16 protein-coding genes and 1 pseudogene are annotated in these 18,067 nt (G+C 61.1%); 5 read left to right on the top strand and 12 right to left on the bottom strand.

Annotation, left to right across the window (positions count from 1 at the left end; all coding sequences use genetic code 11):
• From GPA_RS12500 to GPA_RS12490, 4 genes and pseudogenes are all read right to left on the bottom strand, one after another.
• Window positions 1–365: TetR/AcrR family transcriptional regulator (locus tag GPA_RS12500; RefSeq protein WP_041239597.1), on the bottom strand; the 365-nt coding region annotated here is incomplete at its 3' end.
• A 192-nt stretch (window positions 366–557) separates the two neighbouring features.
• Window positions 558–1,346, bottom strand: a complete 789-nt coding sequence (locus GPA_RS12495) for a MerR family transcriptional regulator (protein ID WP_015540085.1) — start codon at window positions 1,344–1,346, stop codon at window positions 558–560.
• A gap of 527 nt (window positions 1,347–1,873) precedes the next feature.
• A pseudogene (locus GPA_RS20650) lies at window positions 1,874–2,212 on the bottom strand (helix-turn-helix domain-containing protein); the annotation flags it as partial.
• 21 nt (window positions 2,213–2,233) lie between these two features.
• Window positions 2,234–2,776 (bottom strand): hypothetical protein, encoded by a 543-nt coding sequence (locus GPA_RS12490; protein WP_156791033.1) that lies wholly within the window; start codon window positions 2,774–2,776, stop codon window positions 2,234–2,236.
• Window positions 2,777–3,234: 458 nt separating this feature from the next.
• Between GPA_RS12490 and GPA_RS12485 the strand changes: the two genes are divergently transcribed.
• On the top strand, window positions 3,235–4,194 hold the full coding sequence (locus GPA_RS12485; protein WP_015540083.1) for a DMT family transporter: 960 nt from the start codon (window positions 3,235–3,237) through the stop codon (window positions 4,192–4,194).
• On the opposite strand, the gene GPA_RS12480 is transcribed toward GPA_RS12485, so the two are convergent.
• The 6 genes from GPA_RS12480 to GPA_RS12460 all read right to left on the bottom strand — a co-directional run bounded on the left by GPA_RS12480 (window position 4,191) and on the right by GPA_RS12460 (window position 8,758).
• The gene (locus tag GPA_RS12480) at window positions 4,191–4,493 is read right to left on the bottom strand and encodes an MFS transporter (RefSeq protein WP_041239596.1); all 303 of its coding nucleotides are present in this window, start codon (window positions 4,491–4,493) and stop codon (window positions 4,191–4,193) included. The genes GPA_RS12485 and GPA_RS12480 overlap by 4 nt on opposite strands.
• A 174-nt stretch (window positions 4,494–4,667) precedes the next feature.
• A complete protein-coding gene (locus GPA_RS17520; protein WP_229065454.1) occupies window positions 4,668–4,820 on the bottom strand; it encodes a helix-turn-helix domain-containing protein in 153 nt (50 codons plus the stop codon).
• 269 nt (window positions 4,821–5,089) lie between these two features.
• Window positions 5,090–6,028: a DUF2971 domain-containing protein gene (locus tag GPA_RS12475; RefSeq protein WP_167536666.1), complete on the bottom strand. Its 939-nt coding sequence runs from the start codon at window positions 6,026–6,028 to the stop codon at window positions 5,090–5,092.
• 33 nt (window positions 6,029–6,061) lie between these two features.
• Window positions 6,062–6,865: a nucleotidyl transferase AbiEii/AbiGii toxin family protein gene (locus tag GPA_RS12470; RefSeq protein WP_015540081.1), complete on the bottom strand. Its 804-nt coding sequence runs from the start codon at window positions 6,863–6,865 to the stop codon at window positions 6,062–6,064.
• A complete protein-coding gene (locus tag GPA_RS12465) occupies window positions 6,865–7,410 on the bottom strand; it encodes a type IV toxin-antitoxin system AbiEi family antitoxin domain-containing protein (protein WP_015540080.1) in 546 nt (181 codons plus the stop codon). The genes GPA_RS12470 and GPA_RS12465 overlap by 1 nt, the downstream gene beginning before the upstream one ends.
• A gap of 91 nt (window positions 7,411–7,501) precedes the next feature.
• A complete protein-coding gene (locus GPA_RS12460; RefSeq protein ID WP_041239594.1) occupies window positions 7,502–8,758 on the bottom strand; it encodes a tyrosine-type recombinase/integrase in 1,257 nt (418 codons plus the stop codon).
• Window positions 8,759–9,273: 515 nt separating this feature from the next.
• On the opposite strand from GPA_RS12460, the gene GPA_RS12455 reads away from it, so the two are divergent.
• The 3 genes from GPA_RS12455 to GPA_RS12445 all read left to right on the top strand — a co-directional run bounded on the left by GPA_RS12455 (window position 9,274) and on the right by GPA_RS12445 (window position 13,498).
• Complete coding sequence (locus tag GPA_RS12455; protein ID WP_167536665.1) at window positions 9,274–10,782, top strand: AAA domain-containing protein; 1,509 nt, start codon at window positions 9,274–9,276, stop codon at window positions 10,780–10,782.
• The gene (locus GPA_RS12450) at window positions 10,736–12,298 is read left to right on the top strand and encodes an ATP-binding domain-containing protein (protein WP_083809128.1); all 1,563 of its coding nucleotides are present in this window, start codon (window positions 10,736–10,738) and stop codon (window positions 12,296–12,298) included. The genes GPA_RS12455 and GPA_RS12450 overlap by 47 nt, the downstream gene beginning before the upstream one ends.
• 105 nt (window positions 12,299–12,403) lie before the next feature.
• The gene (locus GPA_RS12445; RefSeq protein WP_041239592.1) at window positions 12,404–13,498 is read left to right on the top strand and encodes a mandelate racemase/muconate lactonizing enzyme family protein; all 1,095 of its coding nucleotides are present in this window, start codon (window positions 12,404–12,406) and stop codon (window positions 13,496–13,498) included.
• Window positions 13,499–13,531: 33 nt separating this feature from the next.
• Here GPA_RS12445 and GPA_RS12440 read toward each other — a convergent pair whose 3' ends face one another.
• On the bottom strand, window positions 13,532–16,276 hold the full coding sequence (locus GPA_RS12440) for an Eco57I restriction-modification methylase domain-containing protein (RefSeq protein ID WP_015540075.1): 2,745 nt from the start codon (window positions 16,274–16,276) through the stop codon (window positions 13,532–13,534).
• A gap of 22 nt (window positions 16,277–16,298) precedes the next feature.
• Entirely contained in the window at window positions 16,299–17,138 is an 840-nt protein-coding gene (locus GPA_RS12435; RefSeq protein WP_114568280.1) for a DNA-methyltransferase, read from the bottom strand.
• Between the two features lie 288 nt (window positions 17,139–17,426).
• Between GPA_RS12435 and rarD the strand changes: the two genes are divergently transcribed.
• A partial coding sequence (gene rarD / locus GPA_RS12430; RefSeq protein ID WP_156791031.1) for an EamA family transporter RarD occupies window positions 17,427–18,067 on the top strand: 641 nt, incomplete at its 3' end.

The raw sequence follows: 18,067 nt of genomic DNA, 5'->3' as shown, positions 1-18,067 counted from the left end.
CCGAGCGAGAGCCTGTCGTGGAGCGTGCCGTTGCCCTCGGCGTGGAGGCGGCTCCCGTGGGGGAACGCCGCATGCTCCGTCGCGGCGGCTATCGCGCCCTCGATCTTCTCGTCGAGGGAGAGCGCCCCGTCGTCGAGGGCCGCGCGCATCCCCTCGGAGCACCTCTCCGCGTAGTGCCCGATCGCGGCGTCGAAGAGCCGCTGCTTCGAGTCGAAGTAGTGGTAGGCGAGGCCGGATGCGACCCCCGCTTCGCGCGCCACCGACCGGACGGAGACGTTGTCGTAGCCCTTCTCGGCGAACAGCCGCATCGCCGTGTCGAGCAGCTCCGCTTTGCGCTCCTCCGGGTCCTTGACGGTTCTCGGCATATTCCCCACCTCCTTCACGCCGGATGGTAGCCCATTATTGAACATTGGTCAATTATATTGATCGGCGAATCGCAGGTCCGCCGACGAGCAGTCGTGCTCGGGCGTCTGGAGCAGAAAGGAAAGGCCGGGGCAAGCCTGCTTGAGAAGCCTGACCCGGCCTTCTCTTCGGCATCTCGCCGCGCCTTTCTGAAGCTAGCTCAGATACGCTTCGAGCACGTCGACCAGGAAATCCGTCGCGCCCGGACCGGCTGCCCCGTCGTAGTAGGCGCGGAAACGCTCGTCCTCGAGGTATGCCCGCGCGAGCCCCAGATGGGCCTGCCTGCTGTAGGCCTCGTCGCCCCAGTGGATACGTATCCAACGCTCGTGCATCCGCGCGAGCTCGAGCGCCTCGGCGCCGCCCGCGTCTCCGGACGCCATCGCCAGGCGCAGCTGCACCTTGATGGAGTCCTCGAGCAGCTCCTTGGCGTCCCACTCGTCGCGCGAGAGCGCCATCATGCGCTCGTTCGCGGCATCGATGACGTCGTCGCCGTAAAGCCGACGCGCCTCCCGTCCGTACGTTTCCTCGAAATCCTCGAGCCCTTTCTTCTTGAGCTCGTCGAACGCGGTCTCGCTGTCCATTCCCTTCATCCTTTCGATCGCGGCAATCGCCCTCTCCGTCCGGGCGATGGCCTCTTCCAGAGACTTCTCCTGCTGCAGTAGGTAGCGGAGGTGCGAGCTTAGGGACGCGATGACGTCGGCGCCCGGATCCTCGAGCAGGCGGCGGATGGTCGGGAGCGGCAATCCGCACGCCCTCATGGCGACGATATGCGCGAGCCGCCGCGCGTCCCGCTCGCGGTAGACGCGGTAGTTCGAATCCGTCCTCGAGGGATGGAGGAGGCCTTCGTCCTCGTAATGCCTCAGGGTACGGGCGCTCACTCCCGCGAGCTTCGCGAGCTGGCCGATGGTGTAGCCTCGGGCTTCCCCGTCGAATCTTTCCTGCATTCTTCGCACCTCCTGAGACCATGATGAACGTTGACGCAACGAGAGGGTCAAGGCCTTTCCGCTGCGTCGTTTTTAGGGACGCTGCAAGCTGCGCACTATATCTTGCCATATAATAAGAACACATGTTCGCATTATTCAGGAGAGAATAGGCAATGGCGATTCCGAAAAGGAAGTCCCTGGCAGGCATTTGCGGCATTCCGAGGGAACCAGACCGCGTCTACGTTAAGACCTTCGACGAGGACGGGCTCGAGCGAACGTATCTTACTGGCGACGTCCCCAAGAGGATATCTGCTCCTTGCCTGGGGACCTAGGACGTCCAGGCGTCCTCTTCCCGCCGGTAGTTCGGGCGGGAGATATTCGGGAACCTTTGCGTCCATGTTCGCGTGACGGTGAGGGGGAGGCAGCGCGACCTCTGGTGGGAGCACGGTGATCGGTTCGTCGCCAAAGGGGATTCATAGGTCTGTTCCCGGCCGACCTTTCTGTTTGTCGAAAACGCTGCCGTCTTACCTATCGGCCTCGGTTAGATGCTACACATTGGTTTTGCTGCAAGTGCATAGACGGTGAAGAAGAGCCATGCGGCGCCTCTGCTCGAGCAGCGAAATCTGCGCCTCCATCTCGGCGTCGATGTTACCGAGGAGCTCCGCGGCACCTTCCGAGGCGCCCGTTCCGCCGGACTCTTCCCCCTCGAGGAGCAACCCGATCTGCTCGAGGGTGGGCCCGAGGGACGCGAGGCGCTTGATTCGCGGGACCCGCGTGGCATTGACGACTCCGTGCTCCCGGTATCCGTTCTCGCGTCTCGGGGGCTCGGGAAGGATACCGACCTGATGGCAGTGCCGCAGCGTCCGGACGATGATGTCCGAGAGGCGCGCGACTTCTTTGCTGAGCTGCTAGGCGTTCCCCTTTCCGAACGCCTCCCAGATGAGCGCGACGATGCCGCAGAGCATGCCGCCGACGGGCCAGGCGACCCAGAACCACATTGCGGAGGTGCCCTCGGGCTCGAAGCTCGAGGGATCGGGGGAGGCCAGCACGGGGGCGAACAGGAGGGCGAGGCCTGCGATGGTGGCGGCGATCATGATGGCCCCGCAAACCGCGCCGAGCTTCTTGCCGCGCCTGCGCTTCCGAAGCAGGGAATCTCGTACCTCCTCTTTGATCTGGGCGTTCATGATGTACTCGATCTCCAGGTCGTCGGAAGCGCTCCTGTTGTGATCGGCCACGTTGGTCCGCCCGAGCAGCATCCCGTAGTGCACGATGTTCCACACGCCAAGCGCGGCGAACAGAAGCAGGAAGAACAGGGCGCAGCCCTCCGCTCGGTCCTCGACCATGAGGAAGGGTCCTATCCCTACGAAAATGGCAGCGATGCCGCCGATGAGGCCTCGCGAGAACAAGGTCCGCGCATGCGATTGGTCCTCCTCGGTATAGAAATCCTCCACGAACGGGTGAGCCTTCACGAAGGCGGAATGCGCCATCCCCGACGGCATGACGGCGGCTCGCCGGCCCTCGTCTGGGGCACGTGGAGAAGGGGAAGGGCGCTATGTAGTCCAATTCACGTTTCGAAGCGAGAGCATCATCAGGTTGAAAGACTCCCTCCTAAACCTTGTTCAGTCTATTTTTCTAGGGAGGTGCGGCGGGCAGAGACTCGCTTTTTCCTCGGCTTGTCTTGACGGCATCCCCCTGTCGTAGTACCTTGTCCCTGTCTAAAAACGCGTGGACTTTTCTGGGCGCCAGCCACCTTTTCGCCACGCAACCGAGCAGTCGGTTGCGTGGCTTTTTCGTCTCGGCAGCAGGCGCCACAAGCGCCGCCAGAAGACCGGACGAGCCCCACCTTCCGACTGCAGGGAACAGACGCACGAGGCGTGCGTCTGCGAGACAGCAGACGGAAGGGAGCACGATGGCAGGAACGGACACAATCAAGCAGCAGGGCGCCGGGGCAGGAGCCACGGGCGCGGGGCAGGCCAAGGCGGCGCTCCAGGTCTTTGCGGGCGGCGCCTGCTACGGTGCCATGGCCACGACCTACAAGCTCGCCTACGCCGCGGGCTTCACCTCGGCGCAGGTGGTGGCGAGCCAGGCGTGGTTCGGCTGCCTCTTCTTCGCCCTCGCCGCGCTCGCGGGCCACGCGCTCGGGCACCGCTGGCAGCGCGTGGGCTGGAAGCTCGCCCTCAAGCTCATGGGCCTGGGGGCCCTCACCTGCCTCACCTCGATCCTCTACTGCTACGCCATGAGCGTGCTGCCCGCCCCGGTGGCGCTCACGCTCCTCTTCCAGTTCACGTGGCTGGGGCTCGTGTGGCAGACCGTCATGACGCGCCGGCCGCCGAGGCCCCTCCAGGTGGTCTCCGCCCTGGTCATCGTCTTCGGGACGGTGTTCGCGAGCGGCGTCTACAAGACCGGCATCGCCGGGTACGACCCCGTGGCCCTGCTCTGCGCGCTGGGGGCGGCCGTGTCCTGCTCCCTCTTCGTCACCCTCTCCGGCAGGGTCGAGGCCCCCTGCTCGTCCGAGCAGCGCGGCGTCATCGTGTGCGCGGGCTCCGTGGTCATGTCGCTCACGGTGTGCCCGGACTACGTCGTCTCGGGCGTCCTCGCCCAGGGCATCCTGCTCTTTGCCGTCATCGCCGGCTTCTTTGGCCTGCTCTGCCCGGTCCTGCTCTTCGGCATGGGCTCTCCGCACCTGCCCGCGGGCCTCTCCACCGTCATGGCCGCCGCGGAGCTCCCCGCCGGCCTGCTCATCGCCATGATCGTCCTCGGCGAGCCGCTCGGCGTCGTCGAGTGGCTGGGCGTCGCCATCATCCTCGCCGGCGTGTGCCTGGCGCAGGTCTCCCCCCTGCGCGCGGGCCGCCTGCGAAGGGATGACTAGCTGACGGCTCGTTCCGCGGCGGCGGAGGGGCCGACGACGGCGACGAGGCTCTCCGCCGACTGCGAGACGCCGACGAAGCGCCGCATGTCGACGCCATCCTTCTTGCAGACCGCAGGAAGCAGCGCGTCCCTCGCGGTCATGCCCGGAACGTCCCCTATCGCGCCGATCAGGCCGAAGGCGACGAACCACCCGAAACTGAGCCCCACCGTGGCGTCGACGACGGGCCGCATCGCCACGGACGCCGCGGACACCAGGTCCGAGACGGCGGAGACATCTCGCCTGTTGAGGACGTCGAGCACCCCGCCTCCGACCACCCCGCCGCAGCCTGGGGAGGCATGCAGATGAGCGCGAGCGTCCCCGCGGCGACGCCACGCCCGATATCGAGTTGCCCAGAAGCGAGGGGGCGCTTGATGCAAGGAACCGCACGGGCACGGCCTGCGCCCGTGCGCCCCCGTCCCCGTCGCGGCTTTTGGTCAGGTCCCCCTGCACGAGATCGTCCAGGGTGCAGTCGAAGATCCTGCACATCTTGAGGAGCTTGTCCAGCTCGGGGGACGACCGCTCCGCCTCCCTTTGGTGACGGACTGGCGCGAGACCCCCAACAGCATGGCGAGCTGCTCCTGGGTCATGTTGCGCTCTGCGCGCAGGTGCTGAAGGTTGCCTCGGAAGCTCATGGTGGTGCCTTTCCTCTTTTTCCCGCCTCCGTTTCCTGGAGAGGGTTGGTTCTGCCGATACCCTGAGCTTGAGGTAGCGACGCTCCTTATTCTACCAACCGGCGATTGGCGATTAGGGGAATCAGGGGCAACCGATGGGCGCCCTGCGGTTGCAAACCCCTGATGAAAGGCGAGATCGGGGTTTAAGCGAAGAGCTCCTTATTCGATGCTCTTTACGCTTCTGTCTAGTACCTGACTGGTATTTTCGAACTCTCGACCGCTACTTGGTATCCATGCCCTTCCATCATTTCTCGCGCAACCTCTTCCTGAGCTTTCTTTTGACGAATGTCGCCCAGGCTCGGACCGAGCATGATGCTTCTTACCGAGCTTTTGCCGAAACCGAGCTCGATATAAGGGATTATGAATCCGGCGTTGGTCCTGTACTTCACGGTGGGTTTGTTCTGGGGCTTGTTGAGAATATCTACGAACAGGCGGACCTCCTTCTCGTGCTCGAAGCATTCGAGCTTGAGCACCGGCTTCAGATTGGAGAGAAGGGTTCCGATGCAGTATCCCACCGATGATTCGTATCTGGGTTCGCAGTGCTCTCTCAAATCCAGGATAGCCTTTTCGATGATGCTTATCTGTTCCTCCTCGTTGTAGACGACTTTCGCTGTTTGCACCTCCACTGACCCGTCGAAGTTCAAGGTGGAATCCAGGAATCCCTTCATCGAGCCGATATCGATTCCGATGTTCATCCCCTCATAGCGATTTCCCTTGGAGTAGTAATTCCACATCGCCAGTGCGTCGGGATCCTCCGAGAAGGAGACGACGTACCTTCTGAAATCACCTCGCACCAGTCTGATCTGATCTTCAGATCTTGTCAGGAAGAGCTTTGTCCGGTTGGGCTGAACGTCCTTGATTAGTTCGAAGAACTTGTCGTCTATCTTTCCCGATTTCCTGAGCCTACTGCATGCTTGCTCGAATCGCATCTTCGGCAGCGTTCCTTCGGAAGCGTCGTTCAGGCAGTCGTATCGGCTTGCCCAGAGACTAACTGAATCGTCGCGAAGCAGAATGGAATTGACGTTTCCTAAGGATGTGTAGTGATACGCCGTCCCTTCGTAGGGGTCATAGGGCATCAGTGTTTTGTATTGAAGTCTCGGGAGAAATTCGTTCAGTATACTCATAGCCATCTCCAGCTTTTTTACTATCTGAAAGGTCTACAGTTGGCGGAGAAACGATGGTAGCCACCGTGCGACCTCTTCGGCGCTTTTGCCTATCCAGTCGCGATGCGAGGTCTTCATGCGGGCGATGAACTGCCTGTTGGAAAGGGTTCTCCCAACTCTCGTCGCGATGTCTTCCATGCTGTCGTCCCACATGTCGGGATTGTCGATGATCTCGCCTTCGATATAGCGTTTGAGGCGGGACTGGTCAAGCGACGCTGCGTTGCCTATGTAGTACATGTCATAGAGGTCCCTGAACCGAGTGCTTCGTATGCCATGCCGGAGGAGCGAGACCAGCTTTTCGACGAAGATCTGTTCCTTGGAGTTTCCGAGAAGGCAGATGTCCTCGTCGCTTTGGGCGATGTCGAACCAGCACTCGTCCTGCTCCATCGACAGGCTTGCGTTCACGCCGAGGTCGAGCTTGCTTTCGAGGGAGGTCCTCCCGTCCGACATTTTGATCCTGACGCGCTTGCCCTTGTAGTCCTGCTGTGAGAGCTCCTCTATCCCTCCCACGATGTCCACAGCGATTCCGTCGTCGACCGCGGACAGCGTCCTTATGAACGACCGGATTGCCTCGTCGCTTATCGGGTAGCGGACGAAGTCGAGGTCTATGTCCTGCGTCGCCCGGCGTTTGCTGCCCGATATGGCGCACATGAGGACGCCGCCCTTGACGGTCACGTTCTCCTTGAGAGGGGAGGCGGCGATCTTGGCGAGGACGACGTCCTGACACGTCTTTGCGGAGGCGTTGAGTGTGGAGTACCCCTCCGAGATGTAATGTCTTCTGATTTCGGAAAGGTCCATCAGAACACCTCCTCCATAGCTCGGTTCAGGTAGGCGTTTCCCCTGGGAATCGCCTCGGCGTAGTCCTGCAGCTTGTATATATCCAAATCATTTGCCTCCCGTCGATACGACCGCACGGCCTCGCGGTACAGGTCGTAGGGCAGCTTGTTCCTCGTGCGCATGAGCTCAAGGAGCATCCGCTCCTTGTCGTACACGGCTACGCGCGCGCCGTCGGCCTCCATCTCGGTCCTCCCGACCCCGAGCGCGTCCGGGCGCACGAAGGTTTGGCGTATTCCGGGGACGACCATCTTCGTAGTACCGGTCGCCGTCGCCGCGTCTATCGTCTCGGGGGGCATGTCGACGAGGCCGTGGAGGTAGAGTGCCGTCGCCCCAGTCAGGATGGCGCCAGGGTATCTGGCAGCTATGTCGGCGAGGGGGGACTCGGGGTCGTCTGCCTGCGCGTACAGGCCCCTTGATCGCCTGATTACCCTTCCTTCCGAGAGGGCCTTTCTCAGGCGGTACCTGCTCCCGTACTTCTCCAGGGCGTCTTTGTACGTCATCGTCATATGCTCTCCAAGCCATAAACACCAAAAACTATAGATAATCATAGATGATTATGGCTTTTTGTGCAGTAGGCAGCGAAGCTGCTTCGGCATGCTACTCGCCGCCCAGCAGCTCGCCGATCTCGTCGGCCGCCTCGCGGTCGTTCTGCTCGATGGCGTGCGCGTAGATGTCCATGGTGAGCGCCGCGGTGCTGTGGCCGAGCCTGTTCTGCACGGTCTTGATGTCCGCCCCGTTGCTTATGAGGAGCGTCGCCTGGGTGTGCCGGAGCTCGTGGAACTTCAGGCCCTCGTAGCCCGTCCTCTTGATGCGGGGGATTCCGCGCGAGTCAACGTACCTGATCGCGCGCCCCTGCTCGCCGAAGCCGTTCTCCACGCAGAACTCGCGGAACCACCTCCCGAAGATGTTCGGGTCGTAGTATCCCCCGTAGACGTTGGTGACGACGGGGCTCTTCTCCGTCTGCAGGATCGCTATCGCGTCCGTGTCCTCGCGGTCGAGCCTGCGCTTCCTGTTCTCGAGCTCGATCCTCTGCGTCCGCTTCCACTCCTCTAGGTACGCGACGATCTCGCTGTCGAGGGATATCCAGCGCTTGCTCTTCTTGCTCTTCGGGTCCCGCGGGACCTTGTCGCACGCGTACTGCTGCGCCACGTAGAGCCTGCGCTTGTCGAAGTGCACGTGCTCCCATGTGAGGCCGAGCACCTCTCCGCGCCTCATGCCCGTGTGCAGGGCGAGCAGCACCGCGCAGTGCGGGGCGCTCGCCGGGAGCCCGAGGATGATGGAGTTGAGCCTCTGCGCCTCGTCGACCGTGAGGCTGTGCCTCTCCTTGGGCTTCGGCCGGGGTATGGATATGGGGGAGCAGGGGTTCTTGGCGACGAGCCCGTCGTCGACCGCCTGGTTCATGATCTGGGAGAGCTTCTGGTGGACGCGGTGTAGCCTGCTCTCGGTCGCGCCCTCCTTGCGCATCCTGGAGTAGGCGCTCCTCAGGGTGAGGGTGTCGAGCTCCTGCAGGCGGTACGCGCCGAAGGCCTCGGCTATCCGCTTGATCTCGTAGGCCTCCCGGTTCCACGCGAGCGGGCTCCTGAACTCGTGCTCGCGCTCCTCGTGGAAGCGCACCGCGTATTCCCCGATGGTGATGTCGCTCGGCCTCACCGCCGAGGCGTCCATGATCTCGGCGCGGTACTCCATCAGCGCCTTGGTCGCCTCCGACTTGGTGCCGTGCACGGTGCGGCTGGGCGACTTCCTGTACTTGCCCGTCACGGGGTCCTTGCCGAGCGCGACCCTGATGCGCCACGTGTTCTTCCTTCCCGTCTTCTCCACCGACCCTATGCCGGACAATGAGCTTCTTCCCGACATCGCGTACTCCTTTCCTTCGGTTCGCATGGGAAAGAAGACACCGCCGAAGACCGGCCGCGTCAAGCGGCGTTTACTGACTCCTTTGCCCGTCTTCGGTTACAGTACATAAACGTACTGTTATGGGCAAATTTGGGCTAATTATGGGCTAAAATGCTGAAACATCCTGAAACATCATTGGTGTCAGGATTTTTTGACGGGCTTTTAACCTGCGAAAATAGGGAAAAATGAAACAATCTGGCCACTTATAAGGTGTTCTCATAACCCGGAGGTCGTAGGTTCAAATCCTGCCCCCGCGACCAATAATCCCAGATCAGGCTTCGGCCTGATCTTTTTTTGTCGGTTCGACCGCCATGCAACCGTCATTGGTTTATAACCCAGTCTTTTATAGCCCCTTTCCCTTACCTGGTGCGCGTGGTGTTCAAAACTAAGTAGGTTAACTCATGTTGAACAGGTATACTGGTTTTGCGAGCGCGATAGGTTCGTGCGACACAGCATCGATAAGCGAGGTGATGGTGATGGGTCGAAACAAGAAGGCGTCGAATCCGTCCCAGAAAAAACTCGTAAAGTACTTCAGATATGCCGCCAAAGATGTCGGGCAAGCTAGTGAGGAAGCTGTCAACCAGAACAAGTGCTATCCTGACGGCCAGGCGTTCTATTCACTACTTTGGTATTTTGAACATTGCATCGAGCATGACCTGGATCCAAAATCACCATGCTTCAGCCCGTTGCTGGACGCATATCTGAACGGCAATCTCTCCGCAATCGTTGATCCGCCAAGAATCGACGATGCGCAACGCGCGGAAGAACGGCGTCTGCTGGACACCATGTTTCCCCAAAGCGAGTATCCGTTGAACCCGCGTCAGATCGAGGCGGTGCATAAGGCGCTGCATTTCCCCTTTTCGATCATCAAAGGTCCTCCTGGAACCGGGAAGACCGAAACCATCTTGCGCATAGTCGCTTTGGCTGTGGCCCAAGGTCAAAGCGTGGCCGTCGTCTCCACGAACAAGGCGGCGGTGGAGAATGTCGATCAGAAGCTTGAAAGGGAGGCTTTGAGGTTCTACGGGTCTCCGTCCTTCGACCTGCTCTCCCTTCATGAGGCGGATGACCTTGCCTTTGCCGCGGCGTGTAAGCATGCGAGCTTGGGCGACAAGAAAAAGCGTGCGAAAGCGGAAGATCCCGTGACTGGAGCGTGGCTCGCTTTTGATGCGGAGACGAACCGCGGTATCCATGTATTCGCAGACGGCGAGAGTATGTCCGGCTGGGAGCAGAACAAACTGCATGAAGAATTTACCGCCAAGCACCCTCTTGTCACTAGCACTATACACTCCCTTAAAAAATGCTTCGCCGACGGTGACGTTGAAAAGTACGACTTGATAATCATGGATGAGGCGTCGCAGACGAATCTCATAGTAGGAATTGTGGCGATGAGCTGTGCGAAACGCATGGTGCTCGTGGGCGATGAGGAGCAGTTGCCGCCGGTGATAACCGAAGTGCACCAAGAAGTCATGCGCGCCTACGCCGAGCGCAAAGAGCTGTTCAAGAAGGAAGACACATCACCTTACGATATCAGCCGGGACGGCCTCAGCTTTCTCACTTCGTGCTATGAGGTATTTAGCGATCGCAACCCCGTTCTCATGACTATGCTGAACGAGCATTTTCGCTGCCACCCAGCCATTATCGGGTTTTGCAATCAAGAAGTGTACGGTGGCGAATTGGTCATCAAGTCGCACCCGAAAAACCTGGCGACGCCCTGTCCTATCCGCATCTGCTGGTATGAGGGGGACTACCGCGAAGGGGTTTGGCCTCCCAAAGCCCCACCGGAAGAAAACCCGAATCAGAAGCAGCGATCCACCTATGTGAACCGCAAACAACTGCTCATCTTGGAAGCAAGAAGAGGCTGCCCATCTTCGAGAGCTTGCGCGTGCCGGAAAGTCAATCTGTATACTCTCGCCTTTCCGTGGGCAGATATACGCGCTGATGAATTCTGTGAAATGGGTGTTGGCTGGTATCGTTCAAGACGCTGATATCGCCCTTGAAACCAGTTACGAGGAGGAGAGCGACTCGCCGGGGGCGTACGATCCCATTTACACGCTGACTATCCATAGATCCCAAGGCCGGGAGTTTGATTCCGTGTACCTGCTTCCCGTCGAGGATGGTAACTGGGAGTGGCCTTGGTCGCAAGGACGCCGACTTGTTAACGTCGCAGCCTCGAGGGCGAAAGAGGAACTCGTCGTCATTCTCTCGACAAAGCTGATGGAGGACGACACGCAGTGTTGGCTTGCTGGGAGGAATGCGAACGTCACCAAGCCGGCGAGAGCAGCTGACGACAAGAACAACCAGGAAATGTACGTTCGCCGCCTTGTCGAATACGTCCGGCGTCTTGCTCCGGAGAAAGAGGGGCAGGCTGGGTGCGACGCCTACTATGGTTTTCACAAGTCGGTGATCACTTCGGTGTTCGACGAGGTGCCCTTCAAGCAGGAGCGAAAGAAGAACAAAGAGTGGGCTCCGGAATTGTGCATCAAGGAATCTCTGCAGGATTTGAGGGTAAAGGGAGTATCAGTCGCGCAAAATGTCAAACTCGATCAACTTAGCCTGTCTGATGGCACGTTGGTCAGCGAGGCATGTGCCGGTCGTTATGTCAAACCCGATAAGGCTCACTACGATTTTGTTCTGTACGAATCCCACTCAAAGCGCGTTCTAATGGCCATTGAGGTTGACGGCACGCAGCATCGCTTCAAGCGAAAGAGCGGTCGTCCCGATGACTCGCAGCGCGAGCTGGATGAGACGAAGAACGCTGTGGCCAAAGAGGTGTGTGGCGCAGACCTCTGCTGGTTGGGCAAAATTCGCATCGGGTCTCTCGCGGCGGAAACGGGAAGCGCGGAAGCCATTGAGGAAGACTTGGCGTCGGAAGGCGCACCGAGAACCGCTTGGCCCAGCTGGAAATGCTTTCCCAGCAAAGTCAGCATCGATGCAAGTTTCGTGTTCCTGCGTATTCCGTCCGACGGCAGCACGTTTTGGGAAACCGAGGCGCTTCGCGAGAAGGCTTTGGATCTGGGCGCCAATGAGGTTATCGCCAACGATTATCTTCCGCCGACCATCGAAGAATATCTCGAAAAGCAGCGGTGGCTTAACGCTCGGAGCACCGCCAAAAGTTTCCTTCGTTATCTCGGTGATGAGGAGGGATATGCGGTAACGCCGCATGCGCAGCAGCCAGGACGCAAGGAGCAAAATGCGTGTAGCACCAAAACCGAGAACCTGCCCATCACCAAATGCCTTGAAGAATGGCGTCGGGATCCCGCATTGGCCGAGTTATTGGGCGGCATGAGCGCCGCGGATATGAATCGATGCCTTGTGAAAGCCGGGTATCAAGTGATCGAGGACGGCGATTATCGCAAAAGAAAGCCGTCAGAACAGGGCAGGCGCATTGGCATTTCCGAGTTCTCCTCCTCTGACGCCAAGGGGCCTTATACCTCTCCGTGTTATTCGGCCGAAGCCCGTGCGTATCTGGCCGAGCATATGCGGGAACTGGTTGAAGCATGATTACGCCGATGCGGTGTTCTCTGTGATGCGCTGAGAACCGGGATCGTATAGGAAATATCTTGCGCGCTGCCGCCGGGCGGTGCGGATGAAAGGCGATGAGTTGTAGTGAGAATCCAGAGCGTGCGCGCTATCCCCGTCGACCTGCCCCTGCCCCATCCGATGGAGTGGGCCACCGGGTGCATGGCCAGCCAGGCGCATGTGCTGGTGCGCATCATGACGGACGAGGGCGTGGAGGGCATCGCGGAGGCCATTCCGCGCGAGAACATCTACGGCGAGACGCAGGTGGGCATGGTGCACGTGATCAACAACCTGCTGGCGCCGCTGGTCGCGGGCCTCGACCCGTTCGATGTGGAGAAGGTGCACGAGGCCATGGCCTTCATCAAGGGGAACCTGGCCGCCAAGGGCGGTATCGACGTGGCGCTGTGGGACATCATGGGCAAGGCGTGCGGACTGCCCTGCCACAAGCTGCTGGGAGGCTACCGCGACAGCATCGAGCCGAGCCGGATACTCTGGCTCACGAGCGACGAGGTCATGGTGGACCAGGCGCGCGAGCTGAACGCCAAGGGCTACCGGGCTTTCAAGGTGAAGGGCGGGCTGGACCCCGATGCCGACATCCGCCGCGTGCATGCGCTGCGCCGCGCGGTCACGTCCGACACGAGGCTCTACATCGACGGCAACCAGAGCTACACGTACTTCGGCGCGAAGAAGGTGCATGACGCGTTGCGCGGCGAGCTGGACTACTTCGAGGAGCCCATCGCCGCCACGAACGAGAAGGACCGCGTGCGCCTGGCCCACGCCATCGACATCCCCATCGCCGGCGACGAGAGCAACTTCACGCTGCACGACATCGCCCACCAGATAGACATCGACGCGCTGTCCATCATGATGATCAAGATCCCCCGCAGCGGCTTCACCTACGGCCGCAAGATCGCGGCGCTGTGCGAGGCGTACCACCGGCCCATGATGATCGGCAGCCAATCCGAGAGCAGCCTGGGGATGGCCACCCTCGTCCACATAGGCTGCGCGCTGAAAACCATCAGCTACCCCTGCGAATTCATGGACTTCGACGACCCCGCCGCTCCGAGCCTGGTCAACGAGCGCATCCGCATGGAGAACGGCCGCGTCTACCCGCCCGAGGGCCCCGGCCTGGGCCTCACGCTCGACGAGGACGCGGTGGAGCGCTACACGGTGCGGGGGTAAGGGCGGCCGCGCGCCCTCGTTGCAGCCGCATCGTCAGGGCAGCTCCTCGGTCCTCACCTTGACCATCGTGGACAGGGCGTTCCTGATTCGGTCGTGCAGGTCCTCCAGCCCGAATGCCTGGAGGACCGCCTTATCGAACGCTTCCCGGTCGGCTTCGTAAAGCTCTTCCCGGAGGGGCTTCACGGGCCTTCCCTTCAGGGGCTCGAAAGCGTTCAGGATCGCCTGTCTCGACTCGGGGGCAACCAGTGAGGGATCGAGCATCGAGAGGCTGGCCAGGCTCTCCTTCCGGTTGTCCAAGGCGCCGTCCCCCATAGGCCCCCCGGAAGACTCCAGCATCAGAAGGCCCGCGCATGAGTTGAGCAGGGCGTGGGCGAGCGGAAGGTCGGCGTGGTCGGAGAGGGCCCGAAGACAGATGAGCCGCTGGTTCGCGAAGCACACGTCCCCTCCAGCCTGCGCGAAGAAGAGGCGGTCGCCCGGGTTCATCATGGTTGCGAAATGGAAGCTCTTGCCCGCCGGCAAGGAGTACCAATAGGGGGTGTTCGACTTCGCCGATTCCGTCACGCCTGCCTCGTGCCTTCTTATATGCCCGAGGGTCTTGAAATGGCCCTCCCTCGCAAGCTCGTCTTTGGATTTGTCGCAGATGAACACGTACTGGTTCGGCTCGAGGGTGTACGAGTGCGTGCCGCGCAGGTTCTTGATCAGCGGAAAGCAGAAGGGAGGGTCGACGAAGCAGGGATCGTCCGAATAGAAGGCGCTGTCGTACCCCGATTTGACGCCGCGGAAAACCTCGAACAAAGAGCTGATGGGGACGAGCTTCCCGGCCAGCGGGGACAGGGACGATGCCCCGAAGCAGAGCGCGTACAGCGTAATCCCCCATGCGTGGAAACGCCGGATGTCCTCGAGGGAGTAGCGATGCTGCGATACGAGGGCGCTGCGGTCGCTTCCCGCAAGGATGCTCTCCACGATCGCGGATCGTTTCGCCGGGTCGTCGAGGTCGCCGATGCTCGCGTGGACAACTCCCATGCGCACGTCGCTGGGGGTATCGCCCGGCTTCTTCTTCCTAAGCACCAGCAGCGCGTTCATGACTTTCGTCTTGTGGAACCAGCGCGCCTGCCCGTTCACGAATACCCCTTCGATCTGGTACTTCAGTGCAAGCATCTCGAAGAAGCTGACCCCCGCTTGCGAGAAGAGCCACGTGTTCGAGGTAAGCAGGCAGGCCACGCCTCCGTCGTTGAGCAGGCGCTCAAGGTAGAGGCAGAAATAGCAGTACAGGTCGTTGCGGTCGTGGAGCTTGATGCCTGCAGCCCGCGCTTCCTGCCTGAGCTCGTCTTTGATCTGGGAGTACCGGCCTATCTCCTTGGTGTTGAAGTCGACGTAGGGGAGGTTGCTCGCGATGGTGTCGAAGCGGGGCACGGCTTTGCCGACCTCTTCGCCCGTGGAGGGGTCGATGAACTCGACCATGGTCCCCGGCTCGACCTCGAACGCGTTTTTCTGGAAGACCAGCAGAAGGGAGTCGATATGCTCGCGCGGGGAAAGGGCGAGCGTGGCCACCTGCAGGGGAAAGTCATGGATGTCCGACAGCCAGGTTGTGCGGTACGCCCGGTCGGCAGCATCGTCCATTACCGGCTCGGTCAGCTTCACCTTCCTCTCCCAGAGGGCCTTGCCTATCGTTCCCGTTCCGCAGCAGCAGTCCCATGCGTGGCCGGTGGCGTTTCTCACGCCAAGCTCGGCCATGAGCCTGGCGAGGGGCTCGGGGGTGGGGTACTGGCCGGAGACCTGCCGCTTGGCCGAGGAGATGCTCTCTTCGAGCAGCCGGTGTCGATAACGGCTGTCAAGCTGGTCGAGGTCGCACATCTGGAGAAGGCCGTTGAACTGCACGAGGTCGGACAGCGTGGCTTCGGGCAGCGAGTCGAAGTACGGGGGGCTGTTGAAGAGGTGGTAGAACCCGCAGCGGCTTGCAATGAGGGCGAAGCACCGCGCGGCATCTTCAACCGTGCATCCCTCTGCGATGCCCTCGACCTCGCGTGCGTCCTGGTAGTAGACCTTGATGAGGTTTGCGAAGAGGAATTTGTTCAGCCAGCCGATCAGGAGCATTTTCGCATAGGCGCAATAGGCGTCGCTCTCGTCGAGGGTGTACTCCTTCGCCACGGTGCGCCACCAGGATCTGATATTGATGTCCACCAGGGCATCGACCGCGGTCCTTCCCTTGAGGGCGGTGGACACGGACGCCTTGTTGTCGTTGATGATCTTGGGCATGACGGAGTCGGTGATGACCTCGCCCAGTTCCCGCTGCTTGATTCTTCCCGACGCGATGAAGAGCTCTATCGTGTCGACGAGGGAGTGGAGGAACGCCATCCATTCGCCCTGGAACGCGTTGATCGACGCCCTGTCGGTTATGCGCTCCGAGATGGTCCATGATTCGAGGATCTCGAAGGAGCCCTCTTTCGTCCTCACGTGAAGCTCGGCATGCTGGAAGTTCCACAGGATGCATGAATTGCATCCCAGCAGCTCTGCCTTGCGGCGGGCGTCGGACACGAACGCCTCGTCGTCTATCTTGACGTCGGGGCACTTTATCTCCCAGCCCTGGAGGATGGTCGAACGCTGCCGATCGGAGAAGAGCAGGACGTCGGGGAACTTGACGCGGCCGCGCTCGTTGATGGTCGACTCCCCGCCGGCCCGCTTGATGTGCATGTCCTTGCCGTGGAGGTAGTCGTTGATGGCGCTGATGAGCTCGATGGCGTATGACCGTTCGTTGTCATGGACGCGTTGGGCGCTCATAGGCTCGAACTCTCCTCGTTGCTCACGACGATGCCGGGTAGGCGATCGCGTTTTCCTCGTCCATGCGGGACCGTGCTTCTTCGAGGCGCCGACGGCAGACTTCGATATAGTCGATGGGCTCGTTTTTGAAGCGGGCGACGCCCTCGTTCTTCTCTATACCAATATAGCGGCGCCCCTCAAGGCAGGCGGCAACGCAGAAAGAGCCGCTTCCGCAGGCGTTGTCCAGCACGACGTCCCCCGGGTCGGTGTAGGTGCGAATGAGGTACCTCCCCAGCTCCACCGGCTTCTGCGTGGGGTGGTACACGGGGCCTTCCGATTCGGCGGTCTTGAAGTAGACGATGTCCGTGGGGTATCGGCTGCCGTCGCTCTGCACATGCTTGGGGTCGAAGTCGCCGTAGCTCCCGGTCAGCTGGTTCTTGCGCACCCCCTTGTCGTAAGACTCGCCTTGGGACATCTGGGGATGGTAGGTCGGCTGCGATCGGTAGAAGATGCAGATGTCCTCGTACTTCCGAAGGGGCTGCTTCTTCGCGTTGAGGAAGTTGGTCGCCTTCGACTTGATCCAAACCAGCTTGTACTTGTACAGGTCGGCCGCGTGGAGCATGAGCTTGGCGGTGAACAGGCCACTGCTCGTCAGGGCTATCACGCCTCGCGGCTTTATCACCCTGCGGTACTCGGTGAACAGGATATCGAGGTTGATGATGGAGTCCCATTTGTTCTGGGTGGTTCCGTAGGGCAGATCGCAGAGCACCATGTCTATCGATTCGTCGGGGATGGCCTTCATCTTCTCAAGGCAGTCGCCTTCGATGATGGTGTTGAGAAGCGGCTCAATTGAGCGCGTGTCTTCTGCTTGAACGATCCGCATGCAGTCCTCCATTCGTAGACTCCCGATTATATCCTCCTCGGTCGGTTTTGTGCCCTGCATCGGAGGGAAACATCAGAGGTGCAAGCCCTTGCCGCTGCCGGGTGCTGCGGCTCCGCAGCGGCCCTTCCGCCGCTCCGCCCGTTCGCCCTGCCGCGTACCGCTGTTTTGCTCGCCGCCTCGTCGCGTCCTGCCGCTCCGTCCTTGCGCCCTCGCTGGTTGGAAAGCGTGGGCGGATGCGAGGGAGCGGGAGTATAATGCTGCGGATCGATCGAGAGCAAGGAGCGTGTTTTGAGCGAGCAGGCGGCAAAGGCGAAGGCGAACGCGGGCGAGGGCGCGAACGGGGAAGGGCAGCACACCGACCGCACGGGGTTCCTCCAGGGGCTCGGGTGCTACCTCCTGTGGGGCGTCATGCCCGTGTACTGGAAGCTGCTGTCGGCGGTTCCCGCGTTCGAGGTGCTGGCATGGCGCATGGTGTGGTCGTGCGCGGCGGTGGTGGCGCTGTGCGTGCTGGTCCAGCGGACGCGCTTCCTCTACCTGTTCCGCGACCCGCGTGCGGTGCGCACGTTTCTGGCCTCGGGGCTCATCGTCTCGTGCAACTGGGGCGTGTACATCTGGGCCGCCAACAGCGGGCACCTGCTGCAGACGAGCATCGGGTACTACCTGTGCCCGCTGTTCACCATCGTGCTGGGGATGGCGTTCTTCAAGGAGCGGCTCACGCCCATGCAGACGGTGGCCACGGTGCTGGCGGCGCTCGGCGTGGGGTACTTCATCGTGGCGAACGGTGGCGACATCTGGATCGCGTTCGCGCTGGCGCTCACGTTCAGCGTGTACGGCGCGGTGAAGAAGAAGGGCGGGTACCCGGCGCTGCCCGGCATGGCGTTCGAGTCGCTGCTCACGGGGCTTATCGGCGCCGTCGCCCTGATCGTGGG

It is taken from the genome of Gordonibacter pamelaeae 7-10-1-b (assembly GCF_000210055.1).
Lineage (GTDB): Bacteria > Actinomycetota > Coriobacteriia > Coriobacteriales > Eggerthellaceae > Gordonibacter > Gordonibacter pamelaeae.
This window is presented reverse-complemented; position numbering and strand designations above follow the sequence as displayed.